General features: G+C 73.4%; 22 protein-coding genes. 11 read left to right on the forward strand and 11 right to left on the reverse strand.

Annotation, left to right across the window (positions count from 1 at the left end; all coding sequences use genetic code 11):
* Positions 1 to 22: 22 nt before the first annotated feature.
* Entirely contained in the window at positions 23 to 1,606 is a 1,584-nt protein-coding gene (gene hutH, locus AC3ANM_RS10345) for a histidine ammonia-lyase (protein ID WP_488284333.1), read from the reverse strand.
* 91 nt (positions 1,607 to 1,697) lie between these two features.
* Between hutH and AC3ANM_RS10350 the strand changes: the two genes are divergently transcribed.
* The 7 genes from AC3ANM_RS10350 to AC3ANM_RS10380 all read left to right on the forward strand — a co-directional run bounded on the left by AC3ANM_RS10350 (position 1,698) and on the right by AC3ANM_RS10380 (position 7,338).
* Complete coding sequence (locus AC3ANM_RS10350; protein WP_488284334.1) at positions 1,698 to 2,489, forward strand: IclR family transcriptional regulator; 792 nt, start codon at positions 1,698 to 1,700, stop codon at positions 2,487 to 2,489.
* A 116-nt stretch (positions 2,490 to 2,605) separates the two neighbouring features.
* Positions 2,606 to 3,277, forward strand: a complete 672-nt coding sequence (locus tag AC3ANM_RS10355; RefSeq protein ID WP_488284335.1) for a M15 family metallopeptidase — start codon at positions 2,606 to 2,608, stop codon at positions 3,275 to 3,277.
* A 34-nt stretch (positions 3,278 to 3,311) separates the two neighbouring features.
* Positions 3,312 to 3,893 (forward strand): molybdenum cofactor guanylyltransferase, encoded by a 582-nt coding sequence (gene mobA, locus AC3ANM_RS10360; protein WP_488284336.1) that lies wholly within the window; start codon positions 3,312 to 3,314, stop codon positions 3,891 to 3,893.
* Positions 3,890 to 4,867, forward strand: coding sequence for an NAD(P)H-quinone oxidoreductase (locus AC3ANM_RS10365; RefSeq protein WP_488284337.1), 978 nt, complete (start codon positions 3,890 to 3,892; stop codon positions 4,865 to 4,867). The genes mobA and AC3ANM_RS10365 overlap by 4 nt, the downstream gene beginning before the upstream one ends.
* Positions 4,864 to 5,367 carry a DUF6508 domain-containing protein gene (locus AC3ANM_RS10370; RefSeq protein WP_488284338.1) on the forward strand — a complete coding sequence of 168 codons (504 nt, stop codon included), beginning with the start codon at positions 4,864 to 4,866 and terminating at the stop codon, positions 5,365 to 5,367. Before AC3ANM_RS10365 ends, AC3ANM_RS10370 begins: the two co-directional genes overlap by 4 nt.
* Positions 5,368 to 5,438: 71 nt before the next feature.
* Complete coding sequence (locus AC3ANM_RS10375; protein ID WP_488284339.1) at positions 5,439 to 6,320, forward strand: GNAT family N-acetyltransferase; 882 nt, start codon at positions 5,439 to 5,441, stop codon at positions 6,318 to 6,320.
* 82 nt (positions 6,321 to 6,402) lie between these two features.
* Complete coding sequence (locus tag AC3ANM_RS10380; RefSeq protein ID WP_488284340.1) at positions 6,403 to 7,338, forward strand: acyl-ACP desaturase; 936 nt, start codon at positions 6,403 to 6,405, stop codon at positions 7,336 to 7,338.
* Positions 7,339 to 7,435: 97 nt separating this feature from the next.
* Here AC3ANM_RS10380 and AC3ANM_RS10385 read toward each other — a convergent pair whose 3' ends face one another.
* Positions 7,436 to 8,422, reverse strand: a complete 987-nt coding sequence (locus tag AC3ANM_RS10385; RefSeq protein ID WP_488284341.1) for a GNAT family N-acetyltransferase — start codon at positions 8,420 to 8,422, stop codon at positions 7,436 to 7,438.
* Between the two features lie 62 nt (positions 8,423 to 8,484).
* Here AC3ANM_RS10385 and AC3ANM_RS10390 point away from each other — a divergent pair, with 62 nt between their 5' ends.
* The gene (locus AC3ANM_RS10390) at positions 8,485 to 9,075 is read left to right on the forward strand and encodes a bacterial proteasome activator family protein (RefSeq protein ID WP_488284342.1); all 591 of its coding nucleotides are present in this window, start codon (positions 8,485 to 8,487) and stop codon (positions 9,073 to 9,075) included.
* A 137-nt stretch (positions 9,076 to 9,212) separates the two neighbouring features.
* Here the strand turns inward: AC3ANM_RS10390 and AC3ANM_RS10395 are convergent, their stop codons facing one another.
* Both AC3ANM_RS10395 and AC3ANM_RS10400 read right to left on the reverse strand, forming a co-directional pair.
* Positions 9,213 to 9,980 carry a DUF2182 domain-containing protein gene (locus AC3ANM_RS10395; RefSeq protein ID WP_488284343.1) on the reverse strand — a complete coding sequence of 256 codons (768 nt, stop codon included), beginning with the start codon at positions 9,978 to 9,980 and terminating at the stop codon, positions 9,213 to 9,215.
* The gene (locus tag AC3ANM_RS10400) at positions 9,977 to 10,576 is read right to left on the reverse strand and encodes a DUF1326 domain-containing protein (RefSeq protein ID WP_488284344.1); all 600 of its coding nucleotides are present in this window, start codon (positions 10,574 to 10,576) and stop codon (positions 9,977 to 9,979) included. Before AC3ANM_RS10400 ends, AC3ANM_RS10395 begins: the two co-directional genes overlap by 4 nt.
* A 158-nt stretch (positions 10,577 to 10,734) precedes the next feature.
* Here AC3ANM_RS10400 and AC3ANM_RS10405 point away from each other — a divergent pair, with 158 nt between their 5' ends.
* Together AC3ANM_RS10405 and AC3ANM_RS10410 are read left to right on the forward strand one after the other, a co-directional pair.
* Positions 10,735 to 11,706: an acetylxylan esterase gene (locus AC3ANM_RS10405; protein WP_488284345.1), complete on the forward strand. Its 972-nt coding sequence runs from the start codon at positions 10,735 to 10,737 to the stop codon at positions 11,704 to 11,706.
* Positions 11,703 to 12,791, forward strand: coding sequence for an SIS domain-containing protein (locus AC3ANM_RS10410; protein ID WP_488284346.1), 1,089 nt, complete (start codon positions 11,703 to 11,705; stop codon positions 12,789 to 12,791). The genes AC3ANM_RS10405 and AC3ANM_RS10410 overlap by 4 nt, the downstream gene beginning before the upstream one ends.
* Here AC3ANM_RS10410 and AC3ANM_RS10415 read toward each other — a convergent pair.
* The 7 genes from AC3ANM_RS10415 to AC3ANM_RS10445 all read right to left on the reverse strand — a co-directional run bounded on the left by AC3ANM_RS10415 (position 12,775) and on the right by AC3ANM_RS10445 (position 19,478).
* Complete coding sequence (locus tag AC3ANM_RS10415) at positions 12,775 to 12,936, reverse strand: hypothetical protein (protein WP_488284347.1); 162 nt, start codon at positions 12,934 to 12,936, stop codon at positions 12,775 to 12,777. The two genes, AC3ANM_RS10410 and AC3ANM_RS10415, sit on opposite strands and share 17 nt — an antisense overlap.
* Positions 12,937 to 12,950: 14 nt before the next feature.
* Entirely contained in the window at positions 12,951 to 13,160 is a 210-nt protein-coding gene (locus AC3ANM_RS10420; RefSeq protein ID WP_488284348.1) for a dodecin, read from the reverse strand.
* Between the two features lie 94 nt (positions 13,161 to 13,254).
* Entirely contained in the window at positions 13,255 to 14,322 is a 1,068-nt protein-coding gene (locus AC3ANM_RS10425; RefSeq protein WP_488284349.1) for an AI-2E family transporter, read from the reverse strand.
* Positions 14,319 to 15,992, reverse strand: coding sequence for an FAD-binding dehydrogenase (locus AC3ANM_RS10430; protein WP_488284350.1), 1,674 nt, complete (start codon positions 15,990 to 15,992; stop codon positions 14,319 to 14,321). The genes AC3ANM_RS10425 and AC3ANM_RS10430 overlap by 4 nt, the downstream gene beginning before the upstream one ends.
* Before the next feature lie 98 nt (positions 15,993 to 16,090).
* Complete coding sequence (locus AC3ANM_RS10435) at positions 16,091 to 17,140, reverse strand: hypothetical protein (protein ID WP_488284351.1); 1,050 nt, start codon at positions 17,138 to 17,140, stop codon at positions 16,091 to 16,093.
* 137 nt (positions 17,141 to 17,277) lie between these two features.
* Positions 17,278 to 17,820 (reverse strand): flavodoxin domain-containing protein, encoded by a 543-nt coding sequence (locus AC3ANM_RS10440; protein ID WP_488284352.1) that lies wholly within the window; start codon positions 17,818 to 17,820, stop codon positions 17,278 to 17,280.
* The gene (locus tag AC3ANM_RS10445) at positions 17,817 to 19,478 is read right to left on the reverse strand and encodes a DUF4389 domain-containing protein (RefSeq protein ID WP_488284353.1); all 1,662 of its coding nucleotides are present in this window, start codon (positions 19,476 to 19,478) and stop codon (positions 17,817 to 17,819) included. The genes AC3ANM_RS10440 and AC3ANM_RS10445 overlap by 4 nt, the downstream gene beginning before the upstream one ends.
* 175 nt (positions 19,479 to 19,653) lie before the next feature.
* On the opposite strand from AC3ANM_RS10445, the gene AC3ANM_RS10450 reads away from it, so the two are divergent.
* A complete protein-coding gene (locus AC3ANM_RS10450) occupies positions 19,654 to 19,809 on the forward strand; it encodes a hypothetical protein (RefSeq protein WP_488284354.1) in 156 nt (51 codons plus the stop codon).
* Positions 19,810 to 19,888 lie beyond the last annotated feature (79 nt).

The following is a 19,888-nucleotide window of genomic DNA, read 5'->3' on the forward strand; positions in this document are numbered from 1 at the left end:
GCACGGCGGTATGACGGGTGGTTCAGTTGAGGGGGCCGGTGACGGACTCGGCGGCGCGGACGGCGGCGCCGGTGGCGACGACCTGCACGGCCGCCTCGATCTCGGGGGCGAGGAAGCGGTCCACGCCCGGGCCGGGGGCGACCTCGCGCAGCGCCGCGACGACGGCGGCGGTGGCGGGGGCCGGCTCCAGCGGGGCGCGCAGGTCGAGGGCGCGGGCCGCGGTGAGCAGCTCCACGGCGAGGACCCGGGTGAGCCCGTCGACGGCGCGGCGCAGCTTGCGGGCGCCGGACCAGCCCATCGAGACGTGGTCCTCCTGCATCGCCGAGCTGGGGATCGAGTCGACGCTGGCGGGCACGGCCAGGCGCTTCATCTCCGAGACGATCGCGGCCTGGGTGTACTGCGCGATCATGTGCCCGCTGTCCACGCCGGGGTCGTCGGCGAGGAACGCGTGCAGGCCGTGGTTGCGCGAGACGTCGAGGAACCGGTCGGTGCGCCGCTCGGACATGCTGGCAAGGTCGGCGGCGACGATGGCGAGGAAGTCCAGCACGTAGGCGACCGGCGCCCCGTGGAAGTTCCCGTTGGACTCCACGCGGCCGTCGAGGGTGATGACCGGGTTGTCGACGGCGGCGGCGAGCTCGCGCCCGGCGACGACGGCGGCGTGGTCGACGGTGTCGCGGACCCCGCCGGCGACCTGGGGGGCGCAGCGCAGGGAGTAGGCGTCCTGCACGCGGGTGCACTCCGGGCCGCGGTGGCTCTCCATGATCGCGCTGCCCGCGAGCACCTCCCGCAGGTTGGCGGCCGAGGCGGCCTGGCCCGGGTGCGGGCGCAGCGCTTGCAGGTCGGCGGCGAAGACGGCGTCGGTGCCCAGCAGCGCCTCGACGCTCATGGCCGCGGTGATGTCGGCGGTGGTCAGCAGCATCCGCAGGTCGGTGATCGCCAGCACCAGCATGCCGAGCATCCCGTCGGTGCCGTTGATGAGCGCCAGCCCCTCCTTCTCGCGCAGGGCGACCGGCGCGATACCGGCTGCCTCCAGGGCCTCCGCGGCGTCGCGGAGCTCGCCGGAGGCGTCGCGCACCGTGCCCTCGCCCATGAGGGCGAGCGCGCAGTGGGCCAGGGGCGCGAGGTCGCCGGAGCAGCCGAGGCTGCCGTACTCGTGCACGACCGGGGTGATCCCGGCGTTGAGCAGCGCGGCGTAGGTCGTGGCGACCTCCTCGCGCACGCCGGTGCGCCCGGTGGCGAGGGTGGACAGGCGCAGCAGCATCAGCGCGCGCACCACCTCGCGCTCGACCTCGGGGCCGGAGCCGGCGGCGTGGCTGCGCACGAGGCTGCGCTGCAGCTGGGCGCGCAGCTCGGTGGGGATGTGGCGGGTCGCGAGCGCGCCGAACCCGGTGGAGACGCCGTAGTGCGGCTCGACGTCGTCGGCGAGCTCCTCGACGACGGTGCGCGTGCGGCGGACCTCCTCCAGGGCCTCGGCGGACAGCTCGACCCGCGCGTCGTGGCGGGCGACCGCGACGACGTCCTCGAAGGTCACCGGCCCACGGCCGACGCTGACGGTGGCGCTCCGCCCAGCCTGGTCGGCAGGGGGCGCGGCGATCTCGGTGCTCATGCGCCCATTCCAGCCGCTGGCCGGACGCACGGCACCCACCGTGGGGCCGGTTGTGTCTCGGATCCGAGACATCTCTGAGAGGCTGTATGCCGTGTCGAACGCTCCCGCCGCAGCGCAGGCCCTCGCGGTGCTCAAGCTGCTGGCGCGGCACACCACACCCGTGCCGGCCGCGGCGATCGCGCGCGACCTGGACCTGCCGCGCTCGAGCGTCTACCACCTGCTGACGGTCCTGCGCCGGGAAGGCTTCGTGGTGCACCTGCCCGAGGAGCGCCGCTGGGGCCTGGGCGTCGCGGCGTTCGAGCTGGGCTCGGCGTACTCCCGGCAGGCGCCGCTGGCCCGGATCGCCCGGCCGCTGCTCGCCCGCCTGGTCGACGCCACGACGCACAACGCGCACCTGGCCGTGCTGCACGGCCGGGACGTCCTCTACGTGGTCGAGGAACGTGCCCCGGGCCGGCCGCCGCTGGTGACCGACGTCGGCGTGCGGCTGCCGGCGCACCTCACCGCCAGCGGCCTGGCGATGCTCGCCGCACTGCCCCCCGCCCAGGTGCGTGCTCTCTTCCCCTCGCGGGAGGCGTTCGTGCAGCGCCACGGCATCGGGCCGGGGTCGCTGCCGGCGCTGCGCCGCGAGCTCGCGCAGGTCCGCCGGGACGGGTTCGCCCACGAGGACGGCTCCGTCACCCCGGGCTTCGCCTCGGTGGCGGCGGCCGTCCGCGACCACGGAGGTCACCCGGTGGCCGGCGTGGCGGTCACCTACCGCAGCGAGGAGGTCGACGACGCGGCGCGGGCGGCCATCACCCGTCAGCTGACGCGGGTGGCCCTCGAGCTCACCCGGCGCATCGGCGGCCGCACCGGTGTCGTTGACGCCGCAACCTCGCGGCCCTAGCGTGCGTCTCTGGGGGTAAGGCCATCGCGGGGGCGATGGCACCGGGGTGGGGTAGGACCGTGCGTTTCAGCGAGCCCATTGTCCTGTGGGACGGGAAGATCCGCCCTCAGGGAGACGTGACCTACGTGGTCCGCGCTCCCCTGCGCATCCGCAGGGGTCTGCTGCGCAACCTCTGCGTGGCCGTCGCCGTGGCGCTGCTGCTCGTCACCTGGGGTGCCCAGGTCATCCGGACCGACGTCCCGGCCCGGTCCGCCACGGTCAGCGCCCGGGTCGGCGCACCGGTGTCCGGTGGGGGTGTCGCTGACGCCGTGGCCTCGGCGGCGCCCAGGCCCGTCCATGCGGCCGCGGCCCCGGTGGTGAAGGCACCCGCCGTGACGACACCGTCCGCCAAGGCCCCCGTGCTCGTCGCCCCCGCGCCCGGCCTGACCGCGCCGCTGGCCCGGTCGCTGGCCAAGGCCGAGCAGGCCGCCGCCGCGGCGGGCATCCACCTCAGCGTCACCTCCGGCTACCGCACCCGGGCCGAGCAGCAGCGCCTGTTCGACGCAGCGGTCCGCCAGTACGGCTCAGCCGCCGTGGCCCGCCGCTGGGTGCTGCCGCCCGCCGAGTCCGCCCACGTGCAGGGCAGGGCCGTCGACATCGGGCCACGTGCGGGTGCGCGCTGGCTGGAGGTCAACGGCGTGCGGTGGGGCCTGTGCCGTCGCTACGTCAACGAGTGGTGGCACTTCGAGCGGCTGGCCCCGGCGGTGGGCCAGAAGTGCCCGGCCCTCGAGCCCGACGCCGCCGGCTGAGCCGCGAGCTGCGCCGGCGCGACAGGATGGGGGCATGGGCACCGACCTCACGACCGGCGTCACCGCGCTCGTCACCTGCGGCGGCACGTCCCGCCGGCTCGGCGGGCGGGACAAGACCCGCGAGGCGCTGGGCGGCTCGACCGTGCTGGACCACCTGCTCGACGCCCTGCCCCGGCACTGGCCGGTCGTCTGCGTCGGCGACGAACGCCCGACGACGCGCCCCGTCACCTGGGTGCGTGAACAGCCGGTCGGTGGTGGGCCGGTGGCCGCGGTCGCCGCCGGCCTGGACCAGGTCGGCACGACGACCTGCGTCGTCGTCGCCGGTGACATGCCCTTCGCCGGCCCGGCCGCCGCGGACCTGGCCGGCGCGCTGGCGGACGAGGACGACCTCGAGGCGGTGGTCGGCTCCGACGGTGCCGGGCGCGCACAACCCCTGCTCACGGCATACCGGACGGACGCGCTGCGCGCGGCGCTGCCCGAGGACCCGGCGGGGGCGCGGCTGATGGGCGTGCTGGACCGGCTGCGCAGCGCAACCCTGCCGCTGGCGCACCCGGCCACCCTCGACGTGGACACCCCGGAGGCGCTGGAGCAGGCCCGGCATATCGTCGGGGCATGAAGGCGATCACGATCCCCACGCCCGGCGACCCCGACGCGCTCGTCCTCGCCGAGGTCCCCGACCCCACCATCAAGCCCGACGAGGTCCTCGTCGACGTGGCCGCGGCCGGCGTCAACCGCGCGGACCTGCAGCAGCGGATCGGGGTCTACCCGCCGCCGCCCGGCGCCTCGGAGTACCCGGGCCTGGAGGTCAGCGGCACCATCGCCGCCGTCGGCAGCGAGGTCACCGGCTGGTCCGTGGGAGACCAGGTCTGCGCGCTGCTCGCCGGTGGCGGGTACGCCGAGAAGGTGGCCGTCCCGGCCGGGCAGCTCCTGCCGGTGCCGGCCGGCGTCTCCCTCGTCGAGGCCGCCGCCCTGCCCGAGGTCGTCTGCACCGTGTGGTCCAACGTCTTCATGACCGCCAACCTGCTGCCCGGGCAGATCCTGCTCGTGCACGGCGGCTCCAGCGGCATCGGCACGATGGCGGTCCAGCTCGGCCGCGAGATCGGCGCCCACGTGGCGGTCACCGCCGGGTCTGCGGACAAGCTCGAGGCGTGCCGCGAGCTCGGCGCCGAGATCCTCGTGAACTACAAGGAGCAGGACTTCGTCGAGGCGCTGGACCAGGCCACCGCCGGGCACGGCGCCGACGTCATCCTCGACAACATGGGCGCGAAGTACCTCGCCCGCAACGTCCAGGCCCTGGCCACCAACGGCCGACTCGTGATCATCGGCTTCCAGGGCGGCGTCAGGGCCGAGCTCGACCTGTCGGTGCTGATGCGCAAGCGCGCTGCGGTCATCTCCACCGGCCTGCGGGCGCGACCCCTGGAGGAGAAGGCCGCCATCGTCGCCGCCGTCCGGGAGCACGTCTGGCCGCTGGTCGAGGCCGGCCGGGTCAAGCCGGTCGTGCACCGCACCTTCCCGCTGGCCGAGGCCCCCGACGCGCACCGCGAGCTCGACGCCGGCACCCACATCGGCAAGGTCCTGCTCACCACATGAGCACCGCCAGGGCCGGCGGGGGCACCGGAGCCGCCGAGGAGGTGACCGTCGAGCCGGCCTCGCCGGAGACCAGGGCCCGCCTGGGGGCGCTGCACCAGCGGATGCTCGCCCATGAGGGGCCGTGGGGTGAGTGGGCCGGCGGCGAGACCAACGAGCGCGGTGCGGTGCAGATGCCGTATGCCGTGCTCGGCCCGCTCGCGGTCGAGGTCTACCGCGCGCTGACCGAGACGCCGGAGCTGCTGCCGATGTTCGACTGGATGCGCTGGCAGGACGGGCGCCGGCGGCTCGGCGAGCAGGACCTCGCCCGGGTCGACGAGCGCACGGCGCGGATGATGCTGACGACCATCCTGCGGCAGAACCGTTACTGGGAGGGCTTCCTGATGGGGTGCTTCGACAACGGCACGATGACCCGGCTCGTCGGCATCATCGCGGCGCCGCCTGCCATGGCGCGCACCAGACGGCAGCGCCCGGGCCTGGTCCCGGTGGCTATCCGCCGTTAGCCCGTTTGCAGCGCCCGCCGCTCACCCCTGTGACGGACCCGTGCCGGGCATGCCTTACCTAGCCTCAGGCCATGACCGGCCCCCCGGCGGGCGACCTCGACAGGACCCGGACCGCACGGTTGGACCGAGCCCTCGCGGACACGCACGCCCGGACGGTCATCGGCCTCCCCGGGGGTGAGGTGCACCGCCTCGGGCCAGCCCTGCTGACCGGCAGCCGGGTGCCCCTGCGGTCGATGAACGGGGTCTTCCTCTACGACGCCCGCGGCTTCAACACCCTCCACGACGAGCGGCGCCTCGACGCGTGCCTGGCCGTCGCCTCGACCTACGACGTGCCCTGGAGCTTCAACGCCTGGGCGCACCTGGGGGGCACCGTGCTGGTCGAGCAGCTCTCCCGGCGTGGGCTGGTCGTCGGGGGCCGGGCCACCGCCATGTGGCTGGACCTGCCACCCCCGGAGGGAGCACCCCCGGGCCCGACCGGGCGCGCCACCGGTCCCGCACCCGGCCAGACCAGGGGGGGTGCGCCGGACCCGTCCTGGCGGGTGGAGCCCGTCCGCACCCCGGCCTCCGCGACTAGCTGGGCGCGCACCCTGCTGGAGGTCTTCTCCCTGGAGCCCGACCTGGAGACGGCCCTCACCCGGCTGGCGACCCACCCCGAGGGGCCGGCGCTGCTGGGGCGGCTGCACGGCATACCGGTCGCCGCGGCCGCAGCCATGACGTCCTCGGACATCGTGGAGGTCGCCTTCGTCGCCGTGCGCGCCCCCTGGCGGGGTCGCCACCTGGGCTCCGCCCTGGTGGGGGCCGCCGAGGAGCAGGCCGCCGGGCACGGGGCGTCGGCGTGCGTCGCCCTGGCGACCCCCACCGGTATGCCGCTCTTCCGCGCCCGCGGGTACGTCCCGGTCACGTCGGTCACCTTCATGGTGCCCCCCGGGCGGGTGCTCTCCGCCAGCGCCTGACGCGCCGCGGCCCGAGGGGTTGGCCTATTACTTACGCTCCCGTAACCTACGAAAGCGTAAGTAATCTGCTGGAAGGAACCCCATGTCCTCTGTCTGGTCCCAGACCGACCTGCTCCGCGAGCTCGACCAGGTGGTCGAGGGTGAGCTCAACCGGCACACCAAGGTCGCCAAGGAGTGGTTCCCGCACGACTACGTGCCATGGAGCGAGGGGCGCAACTTCGACGGGCTCATGGGCGGCGAGCCGTGGAGTCCCGACGACGCCAACATCCCCGACGTCGCGCGCTCGGCGCTCATCGTCAACCTCCTCACCGAGGACAACCTGCCGAGCTACCACCACGAGATCGCGCTGATCTTCGGCCGCGACGACGCGTGGGGCGACTGGGTCCACCGGTGGACCGCCGAGGAGGGCCGCCACGGCATCGCCATGCGCGACTTCATGCTGGTCAAGCGCCTCGTCGACCCGGTGGCGCTGGAGCGGTTCCGGATGCAGCACATGTCCCAGGGCTACGAGTCGGCCCACTCCGGGGAGCTGCTGCACTCCCTGGCCTACGTCTCCTTCCAGGAGCTGGCCACGCGGGTCTCGCACCGCAACACCGGCAAGTTCACCGACGACCCGATGGCCGAGCAGCTGCTCTCCCGGATCGCCGCCGACGAGAACCTGCACATGATCTTCTACCGCAACCTGCTCAACTCGGCCCTGCAGATCGCGCCGGACCAGACCATGCAGGCGATCCTCGAGGTCGTGAAGGGCTTCCAGATGCCCGGCACCGAGATCCCCGGCTTCCAGCGCAAGGCCGTCGAGATGGCCGTCGCCGGGATCTACGACCTGCGCCAGCACCGCGACGACGTGGTCATGCCGGTGTTGCGCTTCTGGAAGGTGTTCGAGCTCGAGGGCCTCTCCGCCGAGGGCGAGGCGGCGCGCACCGAGCTCGCCGAGTACATGGAGGGCCTGGAGAAGCAGGCCCTGCGCTTCGAGGACAAGCGGGAGACGCTCAAGGCCCGTATGGCGCCCCGCTAAGTCCCAGCCCAGGTCCCCTCGACGACCGGGCACCTCCCAGCCCGCGTCTCGCGCCCGATGCCGGGCCGGAACGCGGGCTGAGGCGTGTCCGGACCGGTCAGGTGAGCGGCTTGTGCCAGGCGTGCATGGCGAAGATCGTCTCCAGGCCCGCCCGGCGGTAGACCGAGGGCGCCCCGGTCGGGTTGTCGCTGTCCACGCCGAGCCGGACCTTGCCGTAGCCCTCGCGCCGGGCGACCTCGTAGGCGTGCTGCAACAGCGCCGAGGCGACGCCCCGGCCACGGGCGTGCGCCAGGGTGCCGAGGGACTGGATGTAGAGCGCATCCTCGTTCGCCATGCGCCGGCTGGCGAGCATCACCGCGGCCGGCTCGCCGTCCAGCTCGGCCACGAACCACAGGCTCGGGTCGAAGCCGGCGCTGGTGCGCCACCGGCCCATGAAGGCCTCGTAGGCCTCCGGCTCCTTGCCCCAGTGCCCGGCGAAGCTCTCCTCCTTGAGCCGGTGCACCAGCCGCGTGTCGACCTCGTCGTCCCAGCGCACCGTCCGGATCACCAGTCCGGGGAGTGCGGGTGCGGGTGCGGGCGCCGGCGGCACGTCCCCGCTCATCCGCCAGAAGGTGCGCACCCGCTCGAACCCGGCCGCCGCCAGGCGGCGCTCGTGGACCGCGTCGCCGTGGAGCGACCCGGTGTCCAGCAGGGGCACCTCACCGGACCACCCGGCATACCGCTCCCGCCCCCAGTCGGTGACCTGCGCCCACCCGAGCGCCGCGAGCGCGTCGCCGTCGGCGTCCTCCAGCCCGGGGTGTACGTAGAGGTCCACCGGCAGGCGGGCGCTGCCGGGGCGCGGGCCTGTCCACCACCAGGCCACGACCTGCCCGGACGGGTCCCGGGCCAGGCCCTGGCAGCGTGTCTCACCGGTCGCCGTCGGGCCGATGTCGCCCTGGACGTCCTCGAGGCTGCTGTCGACGAACCCGAGCACCGTCAGGTCACACGCCGAGACGAGCCCCAGGATGGCCTCGGCGTCCTCCGGGAGCACCGGGCTGAGCGTGAAGCGCCCGGCCAGCGCCGGCGGGAGCATCACGAGGGACATGACGCGAGGGTCGCAGCGGGACTCGGGCGCGGCAACCGTTTTGACGAGGCAGGATGGGTCTCATGAGCGACGCGTGGCAGGACCAGCAGGACAGCGAGCGGGCCGACGCCGAGCCGGGCCAGCGCGTGGTCGTCGTGACCCAGGACGGCATGGGCGTCGCCTCCGGAGACCGGTCCGCACCCGCCGAGGAGGAGGAGCGCAGCCCGGCTGAGCTGGTCGAGCAGCCGGCCAAGGTGATGCGGATCGGCGCGATGATCAAGCAGCTGCTCGAGGAGGTGCGCAACGCCCCGCTGGACGAGGCGGGCCGTGCCCGGCTGGCCGAGATCCACCGCCGGTCGCTCTCCGAGCTCGAGGAGGGCCTGGCCCCCGAGCTGGTCGAGGAGCTGGAGCGGATCACCTTGCCGTTCAACGAGACCACGCCCTCCGACGCCGAGCTGCGGATCGCCCAGGCCCAGCTGGTCGGCTGGCTGGAGGGGCTCTTCCACGGCATCCAGACCGCCCTGTTCGCCCAGCAGATGGCCGCGCAGGCCCAGCTGCAGGAGATGCGGCGTGCCCTGCCTCCCGGCCACCTGCCGCCCTCGGCCGAGCACCACCCGATGCCCGGGATGCCGCGCCATGGCGACGAGGCGGGTCCCACCGGCCAGTACCTCTGAGCGACCCGGACGGGACCCAGCCACTCGCCTGACGCACCGATCAGCCAGCCCCCGAAGGGCATGACACTTCCCGACGGAGGACGCCCGCTGGCGACCCCCTTGTTCTGCTCACAGGAAGCAGCGGCCCGGGACTCGCCCTACCCGCCGGCCGACATGGGGGCGCCGTACAGGCCAGTTGCCCATTCCGGGTGAAGGGCGACGAGCACTGCGACGCCAATGGCAACCAGAGCCAGGAGCCGCGAGAGCCCGATGCCATGCGACCACAGCTTCTCGGCGGTTACTGCCCCGGCCAACGCGACCATGGCCAGCACGTTCATCATCCCGAGCGCGATCAGGGACGCGAACAGCGCCCAACAACACCCCAGGCAGTACAGGCCGTGGCGCGCGCCAACGCGCAGGTCCCGGAGCCGGCCGCTGAAGGACGCGTAGCGCAGCAGCAGGCCCAGCGGCGATCGACAGGCTCGTAGACACACCTCCTTGAGCGGGCTCACCTGGTAGGCCGCCACGGCGAGGAACGTCGCCACCGCGATGACCCGGGCTGTCGCAGGCTCGTTGGTGGCGAGCCTGCCGGCCCCCCAGGCCAGCGCGAACGCCGGCAGCCCTGCGGCAGCCCAGACGAGCAGGTAACCGCAGAGGAAGACTGTGACGCGAACCGTTCGGGGTGTTGGCATGGTCCGGGTGTACAACCTGGCCACGGGCGAGACGGCAGGCAGCATCATGGCCACCATCATGAGCAGCCACACTCCCACGAACGCCGGAAGTGCCAGCCCCATCGTCCCTTGCATCCCCGCCATGCCCCGAGCGAGGACGAACGTCAGTGTCCAGGCTGCCGCGGCCACCAGCAGCACGACGACGATGACGGAGTCCCGGCGCGCGACCGGGCCGGACGAGGCATCCGCGCTCAAGCCGCCCACGCGAAGGGCGCCGAGTGCGCGTTCGTGCCGGGACTGTCCATGTGGATGCCGAACGCGTCGACGTGCGAGCGGGTCGATCTCGCGATGGTCAGGGTTGGCGCCGGGAACACCATGCCGGTGAGCTTGGCGACCTCCTCGCCGCCGGGCACGATCCAGTCCTCGATCTCCATGTCGATCGTGCTTCCGACCTTGAGCCTGTGCAGCCTGCCGTCGTCGGCGAAGTCGATGGCGGCCCGCTCGGCGCCGAGCATCTCGCCCACCAGCGGGGCCAGCGTCGCCCAGATGCCGCCCTTCTGGCCCCCGAACACGGCACCCAGGGCCTCGAACTGCGCGTCAGTGGCGCCTTCGTCGACGTACAAGCCGACCTTCCACCCGCCATCGGTCATCTGCCGCGGGGCATCGACGACGAGAACGACCTTCCGGCCGGCGACATCAACGGCCTCGACCTCGCCGCTCTCGACGTTGAAGGCGAACACGACGGTGCACCGGTCCTGGTCCGCGGGTTCGGTCAGACCCGACGTGGTGCAGGGACAGACCATCCCGCAGGGGCAGTGTTCGAAGTACGTGCCAGACAGTTGCCAGGCCATGGCGTCTCCCTTCGCGGGCGGGTGAGTCGCTTCAACGCTGCCGTCGGTTGCCGGCCTCGGTTGCGGTCACTCGCCTCGCCAACCCCCTGCCCCGCCCTCCAGTATCGACCGGTGGCCGCCTCGGGGGGATACGCCAGAAGGCGCAATAGGGTCGGGTCATGCCTCTGTTCGACCTGTCCCTCGACGCGCTGCGCGACTACCGGCCGGACCGCTCCGAGCCGGCCGACTTCCAGGCGTTCTGGGACGCCACGCTCGCCAAGGCGCGCTCGCACGAGCTCGACGTGAGCCTGCGCCCGCACGACCTGCACCTGCCGCTGGTCCACGTCCAGGACCTGTCCTTCAACGGTTTCGGCGGACAGCGGGTGCACGGCTGGCTGCTGCGGCCGGGCGGCCTCGAGGGCGACCTGCCCGCGGTGGTGCACTACCTCGGCTACGGGCAGGGGCGCGGCGAGCCGCTGGACTGGCTGGCGTGGCCGGCCGCCGGGTTCGCCACGATCGTCATGGACACCCGCGGCCAGGGCGCCCGCGGGGCCACGGCCGGCGCCACCGGCGACGCCTCCGGCAGCGACTCCCCGCACGTGGAGGGCTTCCTGACCCGCGGGGTGCTCGACCCCCGCGACTACTACTACCGCCGCGTGTTCACCGACGCCGTCCGCGCCGTCGAGGTGGCGCACCGCCTCGACGGCATCGACCGCAACCGGGTGGCGGTGCACGGCGGCAGCCAGGGCGGCGCGATCAGCCTCGCCGCCGCAGCCCTGGCCGACGGGGTCGCCGCCGCCATGGTGGACGTCCCCTTCCTGAGCCACGTCGCCCGCGCCATCGAGGTCACCGACGCCGGGCCGTATGCCGAGCTGCTGGGTTTCGTGCGCACCCACCGCGGGCGGGCGGACGCAGCCCTGGCCACGATCAGCTACTTCGACGGGATGACGCTGGCGGCCCATGCCACCGTCCCGGCGCTGTTCTCCGTGGCGCTGATGGACCCCATCTGCCCGCCGTCGACGGTGTTCGCCGCCTACAACCACTACGCCGGGCCGAAGGAGATCGACGTGTTCCCGTACAACGAGCACGAGGGCGGCGGGACACCGCAGGCGGCCCGCCAGATCGGCTGGCTGCGGGAGCAGCTCGGATGAGCGCCCACGACACCGGGGCCGGTCCTGCCGTGGCCGGCGCGTCCACAGCCGGCGCGCTGATGGCCGCCGAGGTGGCCGAGCAGCCCGCCGTGCTCGAGCGGATCCTGCGCGAGGGCGCCGGCGCCGCGCGGGCGGCCGCGAGCGCCATCCGCCGCCACGCCCCCCGGTTCGTCCTGCTCGCCGCCCGGGGCACCAGCGACCACGCCGCGCTCTACGCGAAGTACCTCATCGAGACCACCCTGGGCCTGCCGGCCGGACTGGTGTCGACCTCGACGTACACCACCTACGGCGCCACGCCCGACCTGTCCGGGGTGCTCTGGGTGGCCGTCAGCCAGTCCGGCGGCTCCCCCGACCTCGTCGAGTCCACCACGCGCGCCCGGGCCGGCGGGGCGCTCACCCTGGCGGTCACCAACGCCCCGGGATCCCCGCTCGCGCAGGCCGCTGAGCTCCACCTCGACATGCTCGCCGGGGCCGAGCGCTCCGTCGCCGCGACGAAGACCTACACCGCCAGCCTGCTCACCCTGCTGCTGGTCGTCGAGGCGTGGCGGGACGCCGATCCCCTTGACCTGCAAGGCCTTCCGTCGCTCGCGCACGCCGCGCTCGACCTGCCGCAGGTCGCGGAGGTCGCGGCGCGATACCGGTTCGTCGACAAGCTCGTGACGACCTCGCGCGGCTACGCCTACCCCACGGCGCGCGAGGCGGCACTGAAGCTGATGGAGACCTGCTACCTGTCGGCGCACGCGTTCTCGGGCGCGGACCTGCTGCACGGGCCGCTGGCCATGATCGACGCCGACCGGCCGGTCATCGCCATCGTCCCCGAGGGCGCGGGGGGCCGGGCCCTGGCACCGGTGCTGGAGCGGCTGGCCGAGCGCGGTGCCGACATGTGCGTCGTGGCACCGCCGGGCGCCGTCCCGGGCGGCACCGTCCCGGCCGTCACCGTGCCGCTGCCCACGGGCATGGCCGAGCGCGTGGCGCCGATCGTGCAGATCCTGCCGTTGCAGGACCTGGCCCGGCAGCTCGCGGTGTCGCGGGGTCAGGACCCCGACGTGCCGCGCGGGCTGGCCAAGGTCACGAAGACCCTGTGAGCTCCTCGGCCGGGGGTGGACCCGGCGCCGGTGCGGCGTCGGCGACCTCCTCCTCCGGACGCGGCGGCACCCGCGAGTCGACCTCGAGCTCCTCGAGCTCGTGGTCGTGCGGTGCCTCGGGCCGCTCGGCAGGGGCGGTGGTCATGGGGGCACCTCCTCTCAGTCCTCGATGCGGAAGCCGACCTTGAGCCCGACCTGGACGTGCGCGATGTCGCCGTCGCCGAGCTGGCCGCGGATCTCGGTCACCTCGAACCAGTCGAGGTTGCGCGTGGTGCGTGCGACGCGCTGGATCCCGTTGCGGATGGCGGCGTCGATGCCGTCGGGGGACGACCCCACGACCTCGATGACGCGGTAGACGTGTCCGGACACGAGCTGCTCCCCTCGTCGGCGCCCCGGCGCGAGTCGGCCGAGGGGACCATTCGACTCCTCGGCGCGGGTGCTGTCGAGGGGACGGCGGAGTGGACTACCCGGGAGCGGCGGCGGCGTCGCGGCGCACCGTGGTGCGCACGTTGTTCAGGACGGCGACGAGCGGCACGGCGATGAAGGCGCCGAACACCCCGCCCAGGATGGCCCCGCCGGTGACGGCCAGCAGGATCGCGAGCGGGTGGATGCTGACCGCCTTGCCCATGATCCACGGGTTGAGCAGGTTGCCCTCGAGCTGCACGGTCAGGACCAGGGCCACGGCCATGACGATGGCGACCGCCAGGCTCTTGGTGACCAGGGCGACCAGGACGACGACCACCCCGGCCACGATCATGCCGACCAGCGGGATGAGCGAGCCGAGGAAGAGCAGCACGCCGAGCGGGATGACCAGCGGCATGCCGGCGACGAGCATGACGATCACCATCGTCAGGGCGTTGATGAACGCCAGCACCACACAGCTGCGCATGTAGGCGCTGAGCGTGGTCCAGGCGACCTGCCCGGCGTGGGCGACCCGAGGCTCCTCCCGGTCGGGGAAGAGGCTGACCACCCAGCGCCAGATCTGGCCGTCGTCCAGGAGCATGAACAGGATCGCGAACAGGCACAGCACCCCGCCGCTGATGACGGTGAGCGCACCGCTGGCGGTGGCGAAGACGCCGGAGATGATGCTGCCCCGGTTGGTCGTGAGGAGCTGCTGCAGCTGCGTGCCGATCTGGTCGACCTGGCCGCGGGAGAGGTGCAGCGGGCCCTGGACCAGCCAGTTCTGGATGTTGGTCAGGGCCTGGGTGAGCTGGTCGGCGATGAGGGTGGCGTTGCTGGCCACCTGCGAGACGGCGAACCAGACGGCCAGGCCGATCGTGACGACCCCGACGACGAACACCCCGATGGCGGCCATCGGCCGGGGCACGCCGCGCCCGACGAGCCACGCCACCGCGGGCTGGAGCAGGGCGCTGACCAGCGTGGCCACGACGACCGTGATGGTCACCAGGCTGACCGCGTTGAGGATGAGCAGCAGCACGTAGAGGGCGGTGACCACCAGCAGGAACCGCAGCGCCAGGTTGGCCATCACCCGCAGGCCGCGACCGCTGTCGTCCCGCGCGGGCACGCTCATGCGACCTCCTCCGCGGCGGCCCGACCGGCCACCCTCCCCGAGAACAGGCAGCCACCGAGGAACGTCCCCTCCAGGGCCCGGTAACCGTGCATCCCGCCTCCGCCGAACCCCGCGACCTCGCCCGCGGCATACAGGCCCTGGACCGGCGCACCGTCCGGGCCGAGCACCCGTCCGGACAGGTCCGTCTCGAGGCCGCCGAGGGTCTTGCGGGTGAGCACGTGCAGGCGGACGGCGATCAGCGGCCCCGCCTGGGGGTCGAGGATGCGGTGCGGCCTCGCGGTGCGGATCAGCCGGTCGCCGCGGTAGGCGCGCGTGCCGCGCAGCGCGGTGACCTGGGCGTCCTTGCCGAAGTCGTTGACGACCTGGCGGTCGCGCGCCACGATCTGCCGCTCGAGGTCCGCGAGGTCCAGCAGCGGCTCGGGCGTCAGCGCGTTCATCCCGCGGACCAGCTCGGGCAGGGTGTCGGCCACGACGAAGTCGGCGCCGTGCTCCTTGAACGCCTCCACCGGTCCCGGCGCGCCGGGCCTCGCCCGCGCCAGCACCTGACGCACCGAGCGTCCGGTCAGGTCCGGGTTCTGCTCCGAGCCGGAGAGGGCGAACTCCTTCTCGATGATCTTCTGCGTCAGGACGAACCACGAGTGGTCGTGGCCGGTGGCGCGCAGGTGCGCCAGCGTGCCGAGCGTGTCGAAGCCGGGGAAGAGCGGCGCGGGCAGCCGCCGGCCGAGCGCGTCGAACCAGAGCGAGGAGGGCCCGGGCAGGATCCGGATGCCGTGGCCCGGCCAGATCGGGTCCCAGTTCTGCAGGCCCTCGACGTAGTGCCACATCCGGTCGCGGTTGACGACGTGGCCGCCGGCGGCCTCGGTGATGCCGATCATCCGCCCGTCGACGTAGGCCGGCACCCCGGTCACCATCTCGCGCGGGGGCTCACCCAGCCGCGCCGGCCACGCGGCGCGGACGAGGTCGTGGTTGGCGCCGATCCCGCCGGAGGTGACGATGACCGCCTGGGCGGTGAGCTCGAAGTCCCCGACCACGTCACGGTTGGTCGGCGCGCCGCGTCGCTCGTGCGCCGGGGCGAGCCGGCTGCCGCGCACCCCGGTCACGACCCCGTCGGTGACCGTCAGCGCGTCGACGCGGTGGCGGAAGCCCAGCCGCACGCGACCCTCGGCGGCGGCCGCGCGCACGGCTCGCACGAACGGCTCGAGCACCCCCGGCCCGGTGCCCCACGTGACGTGGAAGCGCGGCACCGAGTTGCCGTGGCCGGTGGCGGAGCCGTCACCGCGCTCGGCCCAGCCGACGACGGGGAAGAACCGCACGCCCCGCTCGTGCAGCCAGGCGCGCTTCTCCCCGGCGGCCCACTCGACGTAGGCGCGCGCCCACTGCCGCGGCCAGCGGTCCTCCCGCTCGCGGTCGAAGCCCGCCGTGCCCTCCCAGTCCTGCCACGCCAGGTCGAAGGAGTCCCGGATGCCCATGCGGCGCTGCTCCGGGGAGTCCACGAGGAAGATGCCGCCGAAGCTCCAGAACGCCTGCCCGCCAAGGTTCTCCGCCGACTCCTGGTCGAGCAGCACCACCCGCCGCCCCGCCGCGACCAGCTCGGCCGTGGCCACCAGCCCGGACAGGCCGGCCCCCACGACGACGACGTCGGCGTCCCCTGCACTACGTCCGGCAGACATGCGCGCAGTATGCCGTGCCCCTCACCTCGGCGCAGGATCCCGTGCGGAACGCCGTCCACACGTCAGCGCGGCGCGCTCCGCCGACGGGCCGGCTCCGGTCAGTTGGCCATGAGCCTGGCGTTGTAGGACTGCAGGACGGTCTGGTTCCACGTCGTGTACTCACGCGGGAGCTCGACGCTCGACGCGCCCTGGGCCACAGCCCAGTCCAACGTGGTCTGCCAGCTCCCGATCTTCGCTGCGATGGCGGTCTGGTAGGAGATGAGCCGACCCAGCCGCTTCTGCTCGGCGTACATCGTGCTGTAGTCACCAGATCGCGTGCTGCTGATCGAGTAGTTCGCCAGCACCGCCCGGCTGCCGCACATCGAGCGGAACTGCTGCATCTCGCTGATCGTGTAGGCCACGTCGGAGTAGACCCTGGTGGCGGTGACCGTCTGGTACGGGTTGAACGTCACCTCGAGACTGGTCAGCGCCCAGGGCTTGCCCGCGAGCATGTTGCGGTCGTGGGCGACCTTGTCCTTGGCCACCGTGAAGCCGGCCTTGAGCAGGGCTGTGACGTTGGCCGGGTTGCTCGCATTCCGCAGGTACGGCTCCGGGAACTGGGTCGTGGGGCCGTTGAGCGTCACCTGGCCGATGAGCGGGTTGCCGTCGTACTTGGCAGCCAGCTTCGCCTGCAGCTGGTCATAGGCGGCCATGACCTCGGGCGTCCAGAACCTCGGCACCGTGAACGAGCCGGTGCTGCCACTCGCGGAGATGTCCTTCATCGTGACCGGGCCCCCCGCGAGGTTCTTGACCCACGTCGGGGCGTTCTGACCGGCCTCGACACGGAGCTTGACCCGCAGCCCCTTCGACTGCGCCTGAGCGAGCTCGCTGTCGATCTGCGTGGTCACGAGCGGGCCATTCGCGGTGGGCTGGACGCTGGCCCACGCGGGGTCGATGACGAAGCCCTTGACGGTGGCGTCCGATGGGGGCTTCTGCCTGTTCAGCAGCCCCTTGACGACCGATGGCGTGGTGGCTGCAGCGGGAAGGGTGCTGACTGTCGTGGCCGCCGGGCCCTGCGCGAGCGCAGGGGCGGCGGCGATCACCCCGGCGGCCAGCACTGCGGCAGCGGACACCGCGAAGACGGGCCCCATCGTGTGGCGCTTGGACATGGTGATTCCTCACTGTTGACGATCGACCCGACCAACCAGCGCGCGGCGCGCCTGAGCCAACGGCTCACGTTGCCCGCGCAGGACCAGGCCGTTCCGTGGGCTGTGGTCCCACGGAGGTGACCGGACCGCCGCGCGGGTCAGGCTGGCGCGGGGTGATCCGTCGGCGTGCCTGCCGGGGGGTGGTTCTGCGGCACCAGCTCGGCGGCGATGCGCCGGCCCCACGCCTGCACGGCCGACCAGTCGCGGAAGTCGCCGTAGGGCGCGTGGACGACCCCGACGACGGCCCGCTCGGCCAGACCGAGGTCCTCCCGGTCGAGCCGGCCGAGGAACACCTCGTGGCCCCGGGCGTCGACCTCCTGGGCGATGTCGGCCGCGTCGTGCGGCTCGGCACCCTCCTTGGGCATCTCCCCGGTCGGGCCGCTGGAGAACAGCCACACCGGCTTGTGCAGCAGCTCGCCCGCGTGACGTCGGGCGAACCGCCGGGCCGGCTCGAGCCACCGGCCCATGTAGACCGCCGACCCCAGCACCACCGCGTCATACGGACCGACCGCCAGGGAGTCGTCGACCGCCCGGACCTCGACCTCGCTGTCGGGCAGGCTGTCGCGGACCGCGTGGGCCACGGCCTCGGCGATCGCGAGGGTGGAGCCGTGCCGGCTGGCCTCGGCGACGAGGATCCTCACGGGATGTCCTCCGGTGGTGCCGGTGCAGGTGGGGGCGGCGGAGGTGCGGACTCCGGCGGGCCGGCCTGCGGGGGCATGGTGGGCGATGGTGTGGCCGATGGCGGCGCGGCCTGTACGGGCGGGGGTGCCGGCGCGGCGGCGGGGGGCGGCCCGGCCGGGGCCGGTGTCACCGGCGCGTCCTGCTGGCCCCCCATCGGGGCGGGCGCCGCAGTCACCGCCCCGGCCATGGCCGGGGCCCGCCGGCGCGGGATGGCGAGGAGGATCAGGAGGAGGCCGGCGACGAGCAGAACCAGGCCCAGACCGAGCGGCACCGCCCAGGCCCAGTGCAGGAACGGCAGCGTGGCACCGGCGTCGGCCCGGACGGAGACGCCCTGCGACCCGTCGGGGTGCATCACGACCACGACCCAGTCGCTGGACTGGATCGACCAGTCGAGCACCTGGGTGCCCGTGCCGGTGACGCTCGCCGCCCAGATCCCGGCCTGGCCCGGGGGCACCGTCGGCGCCCCGCTGCCGGCCACGTCCCGGTAGACCGGGGCGCCGCCGTCGAAGCCGATGACCGTCGAGTGGTCGATGGTGGACAGGTAGGCCGCGGCGTCCCCGGCCCGCGCGACGCCCACGAAGACCGGCCGCTGGTCCAGCGCGTCGACCCGCACGCGCGCGTCACCGAGCACCCACGAGACCCCGGACCAGTCCTGGCCGGAGGCGCCGACGCTCACGGCGTCGCTGGCGATGGCCCGGGTGGAGGTGCTGAACGTGCGCGACGCCGTGTTGACGAAGCCGGACCCGTCCCGGGCGTTGAGGTTGATCCCCCCGAGGACCGCCGACCCGACGAGCAACCCGAAGGACCCGGCGAGCAGGATCGCGCCGGCCACGACGGAGACCACCCGCCCTGCGGTCCACGCCGCCGGCGGGCCGCCGCGAGCGGGCGCTCCGCCGGGCTGCGGCGGGCCGCTCACCGCCCCCGCCGGCGGGGGCGGTGAGCCGATGGTCATCCGGGCGGCGGAGGGGTCCTCCCCGCCCGCGTCGAAGCGGAACGGCGGGTAGTCGTCGGTCATCAGCGCGGCGTAGGCGGCCACGCGCAGCACCCACCTGTTCATGCCGAGGACGAAGTCGAACACCGACTGCGGGTAGGCGCCGGTGACGAGCAGCACCACCGCCCCGACGAGGACCATCAGCCCGATGAGCCCCGTGGACCAGATCCGGGTCCGCTCGTCACTGGAGACCAGCGCGAGCGACCCCCCGGCGAAGAACGCCACGACCAGGTAGTGCGGCAGGGCCAGCAACCAGCTCTTGATGAGCACCAGGCCGCGGGAGAGCCGCTCCGGGTAGGCGATCTCCAGGTGGGCCGGGTAGTCCGGCACCTCCTCCAGCGTGAACGGCGGGTAGCGGTCCGTGCCGAGCGCCCCGTAGGCGTAGTAGCCGACCCGCCAGCTCCACCGCAGCACCCCGACGTTGAAGTCGAAGATCGGCCGCGGGTAGTGCCCGGTGAACAGGATCGCGAAGAACGCCACGATGCTCAGCGCCACGAAGGCGATCCACAGGAACACCAGGACGATGTAGTGCGGGATCGCCAGGAGCCACTTCACCAGCCAGAGCCACCGGCTCAGGCCGGGGTCGAGGCGGGCGTCGACACGTACGGGGTAGCCAGCGGTGCTCATGTCCAGCCTCCAGGGGAGCGACCAGCGGTCCGCTTCCCAGCGTGACGGCCGCACCCGCCCCCGGCGCAGGACCTTGTGCCTGCCACACCCCGCCCCATCTCAGGAGCCTCACCTGTTGAAAACAGCCTCAGGTGGGTACACGCTGTGACCCCCACCCTCTCCAAAGGAGAAACGCGTGATCATTCTCGGACTGATCCTGTTGCTCATCGGCGTCCTCGTCGGGATCCCGATCCTCACCACCATCGGCGGGATCCTGATCGTCGTCGGTGCCGTCCTGTGGATCCTGGGAGCGACCGGCCGCGCCGTCGGCGGTCGCAAGCACTACTGGTAGGCCGCCCGCCTCACCGGCGCACGCGTGCATGAAGAGGGGCCCTCCCGGGCATCGGGAGGGCCCCTTCCCGCGTCGCGGG

The sequence above is a fragment of the Oryzihumus sp. JJN4-3R genome (assembly GCF_057747915.1).

What these genes read in the sequence shown, in the direction of transcription:
- AC3ANM_RS10410 (WP_488284346.1), top strand. Translation starts at nt 11,703, where the DNA reads ATGAGCGCCCACGACACCGGGGCCGGTCCTGCCGTGGCCGGCGCGTCC.
- hutH (WP_488284333.1), bottom strand. Translation starts at nt 1,606, where the DNA reads ATGAGCACCGAGATCGCCGCGCCCCCTGCCGACCAGGCTGGGCGGAGC.
- AC3ANM_RS10375 (WP_488284339.1), top strand. Translation starts at nt 5,439, where the DNA reads ATGACCGGCCCCCCGGCGGGCGACCTCGACAGGACCCGGACCGCACGG.
- AC3ANM_RS10385 (WP_488284341.1), bottom strand. Translation starts at nt 8,422, where the DNA reads ATGTCCCTCGTGATGCTCCCGCCGGCGCTGGCCGGGCGCTTCACGCTC.
- mobA (WP_488284336.1), top strand. Translation starts at nt 3,312, where the DNA reads ATGGGCACCGACCTCACGACCGGCGTCACCGCGCTCGTCACCTGCGGC.
- AC3ANM_RS10370 (WP_488284338.1), top strand. Translation starts at nt 4,864, where the DNA reads ATGAGCACCGCCAGGGCCGGCGGGGGCACCGGAGCCGCCGAGGAGGTG.
- AC3ANM_RS10435 (WP_488284351.1), bottom strand. Translation starts at nt 17,140, where the DNA reads ATGTCCAAGCGCCACACGATGGGGCCCGTCTTCGCGGTGTCCGCTGCC.
- AC3ANM_RS10415 (WP_488284347.1), bottom strand. Translation starts at nt 12,936, where the DNA reads ATGACCACCGCCCCTGCCGAGCGGCCCGAGGCACCGCACGACCACGAG.
- AC3ANM_RS10445 (WP_488284353.1), bottom strand. Translation starts at nt 19,478, where the DNA reads ATGAGCACCGCTGGCTACCCCGTACGTGTCGACGCCCGCCTCGACCCC.
- AC3ANM_RS10400 (WP_488284344.1), bottom strand. Translation starts at nt 10,576, where the DNA reads ATGGCCTGGCAACTGTCTGGCACGTACTTCGAACACTGCCCCTGCGGG.
- AC3ANM_RS10390 (WP_488284342.1), top strand. Translation starts at nt 8,485, where the DNA reads ATGAGCGACGCGTGGCAGGACCAGCAGGACAGCGAGCGGGCCGACGCC.
- AC3ANM_RS10405 (WP_488284345.1), top strand. Translation starts at nt 10,735, where the DNA reads ATGCCTCTGTTCGACCTGTCCCTCGACGCGCTGCGCGACTACCGGCCG.
- AC3ANM_RS10380 (WP_488284340.1), top strand. Translation starts at nt 6,403, where the DNA reads ATGTCCTCTGTCTGGTCCCAGACCGACCTGCTCCGCGAGCTCGACCAG.
- AC3ANM_RS10430 (WP_488284350.1), bottom strand. Translation starts at nt 15,992, where the DNA reads ATGTCTGCCGGACGTAGTGCAGGGGACGCCGACGTCGTCGTCGTGGGG.
- AC3ANM_RS10365 (WP_488284337.1), top strand. Translation starts at nt 3,890, where the DNA reads ATGAAGGCGATCACGATCCCCACGCCCGGCGACCCCGACGCGCTCGTC.
- AC3ANM_RS10425 (WP_488284349.1), bottom strand. Translation starts at nt 14,322, where the DNA reads ATGAGCGTGCCCGCGCGGGACGACAGCGGTCGCGGCCTGCGGGTGATG.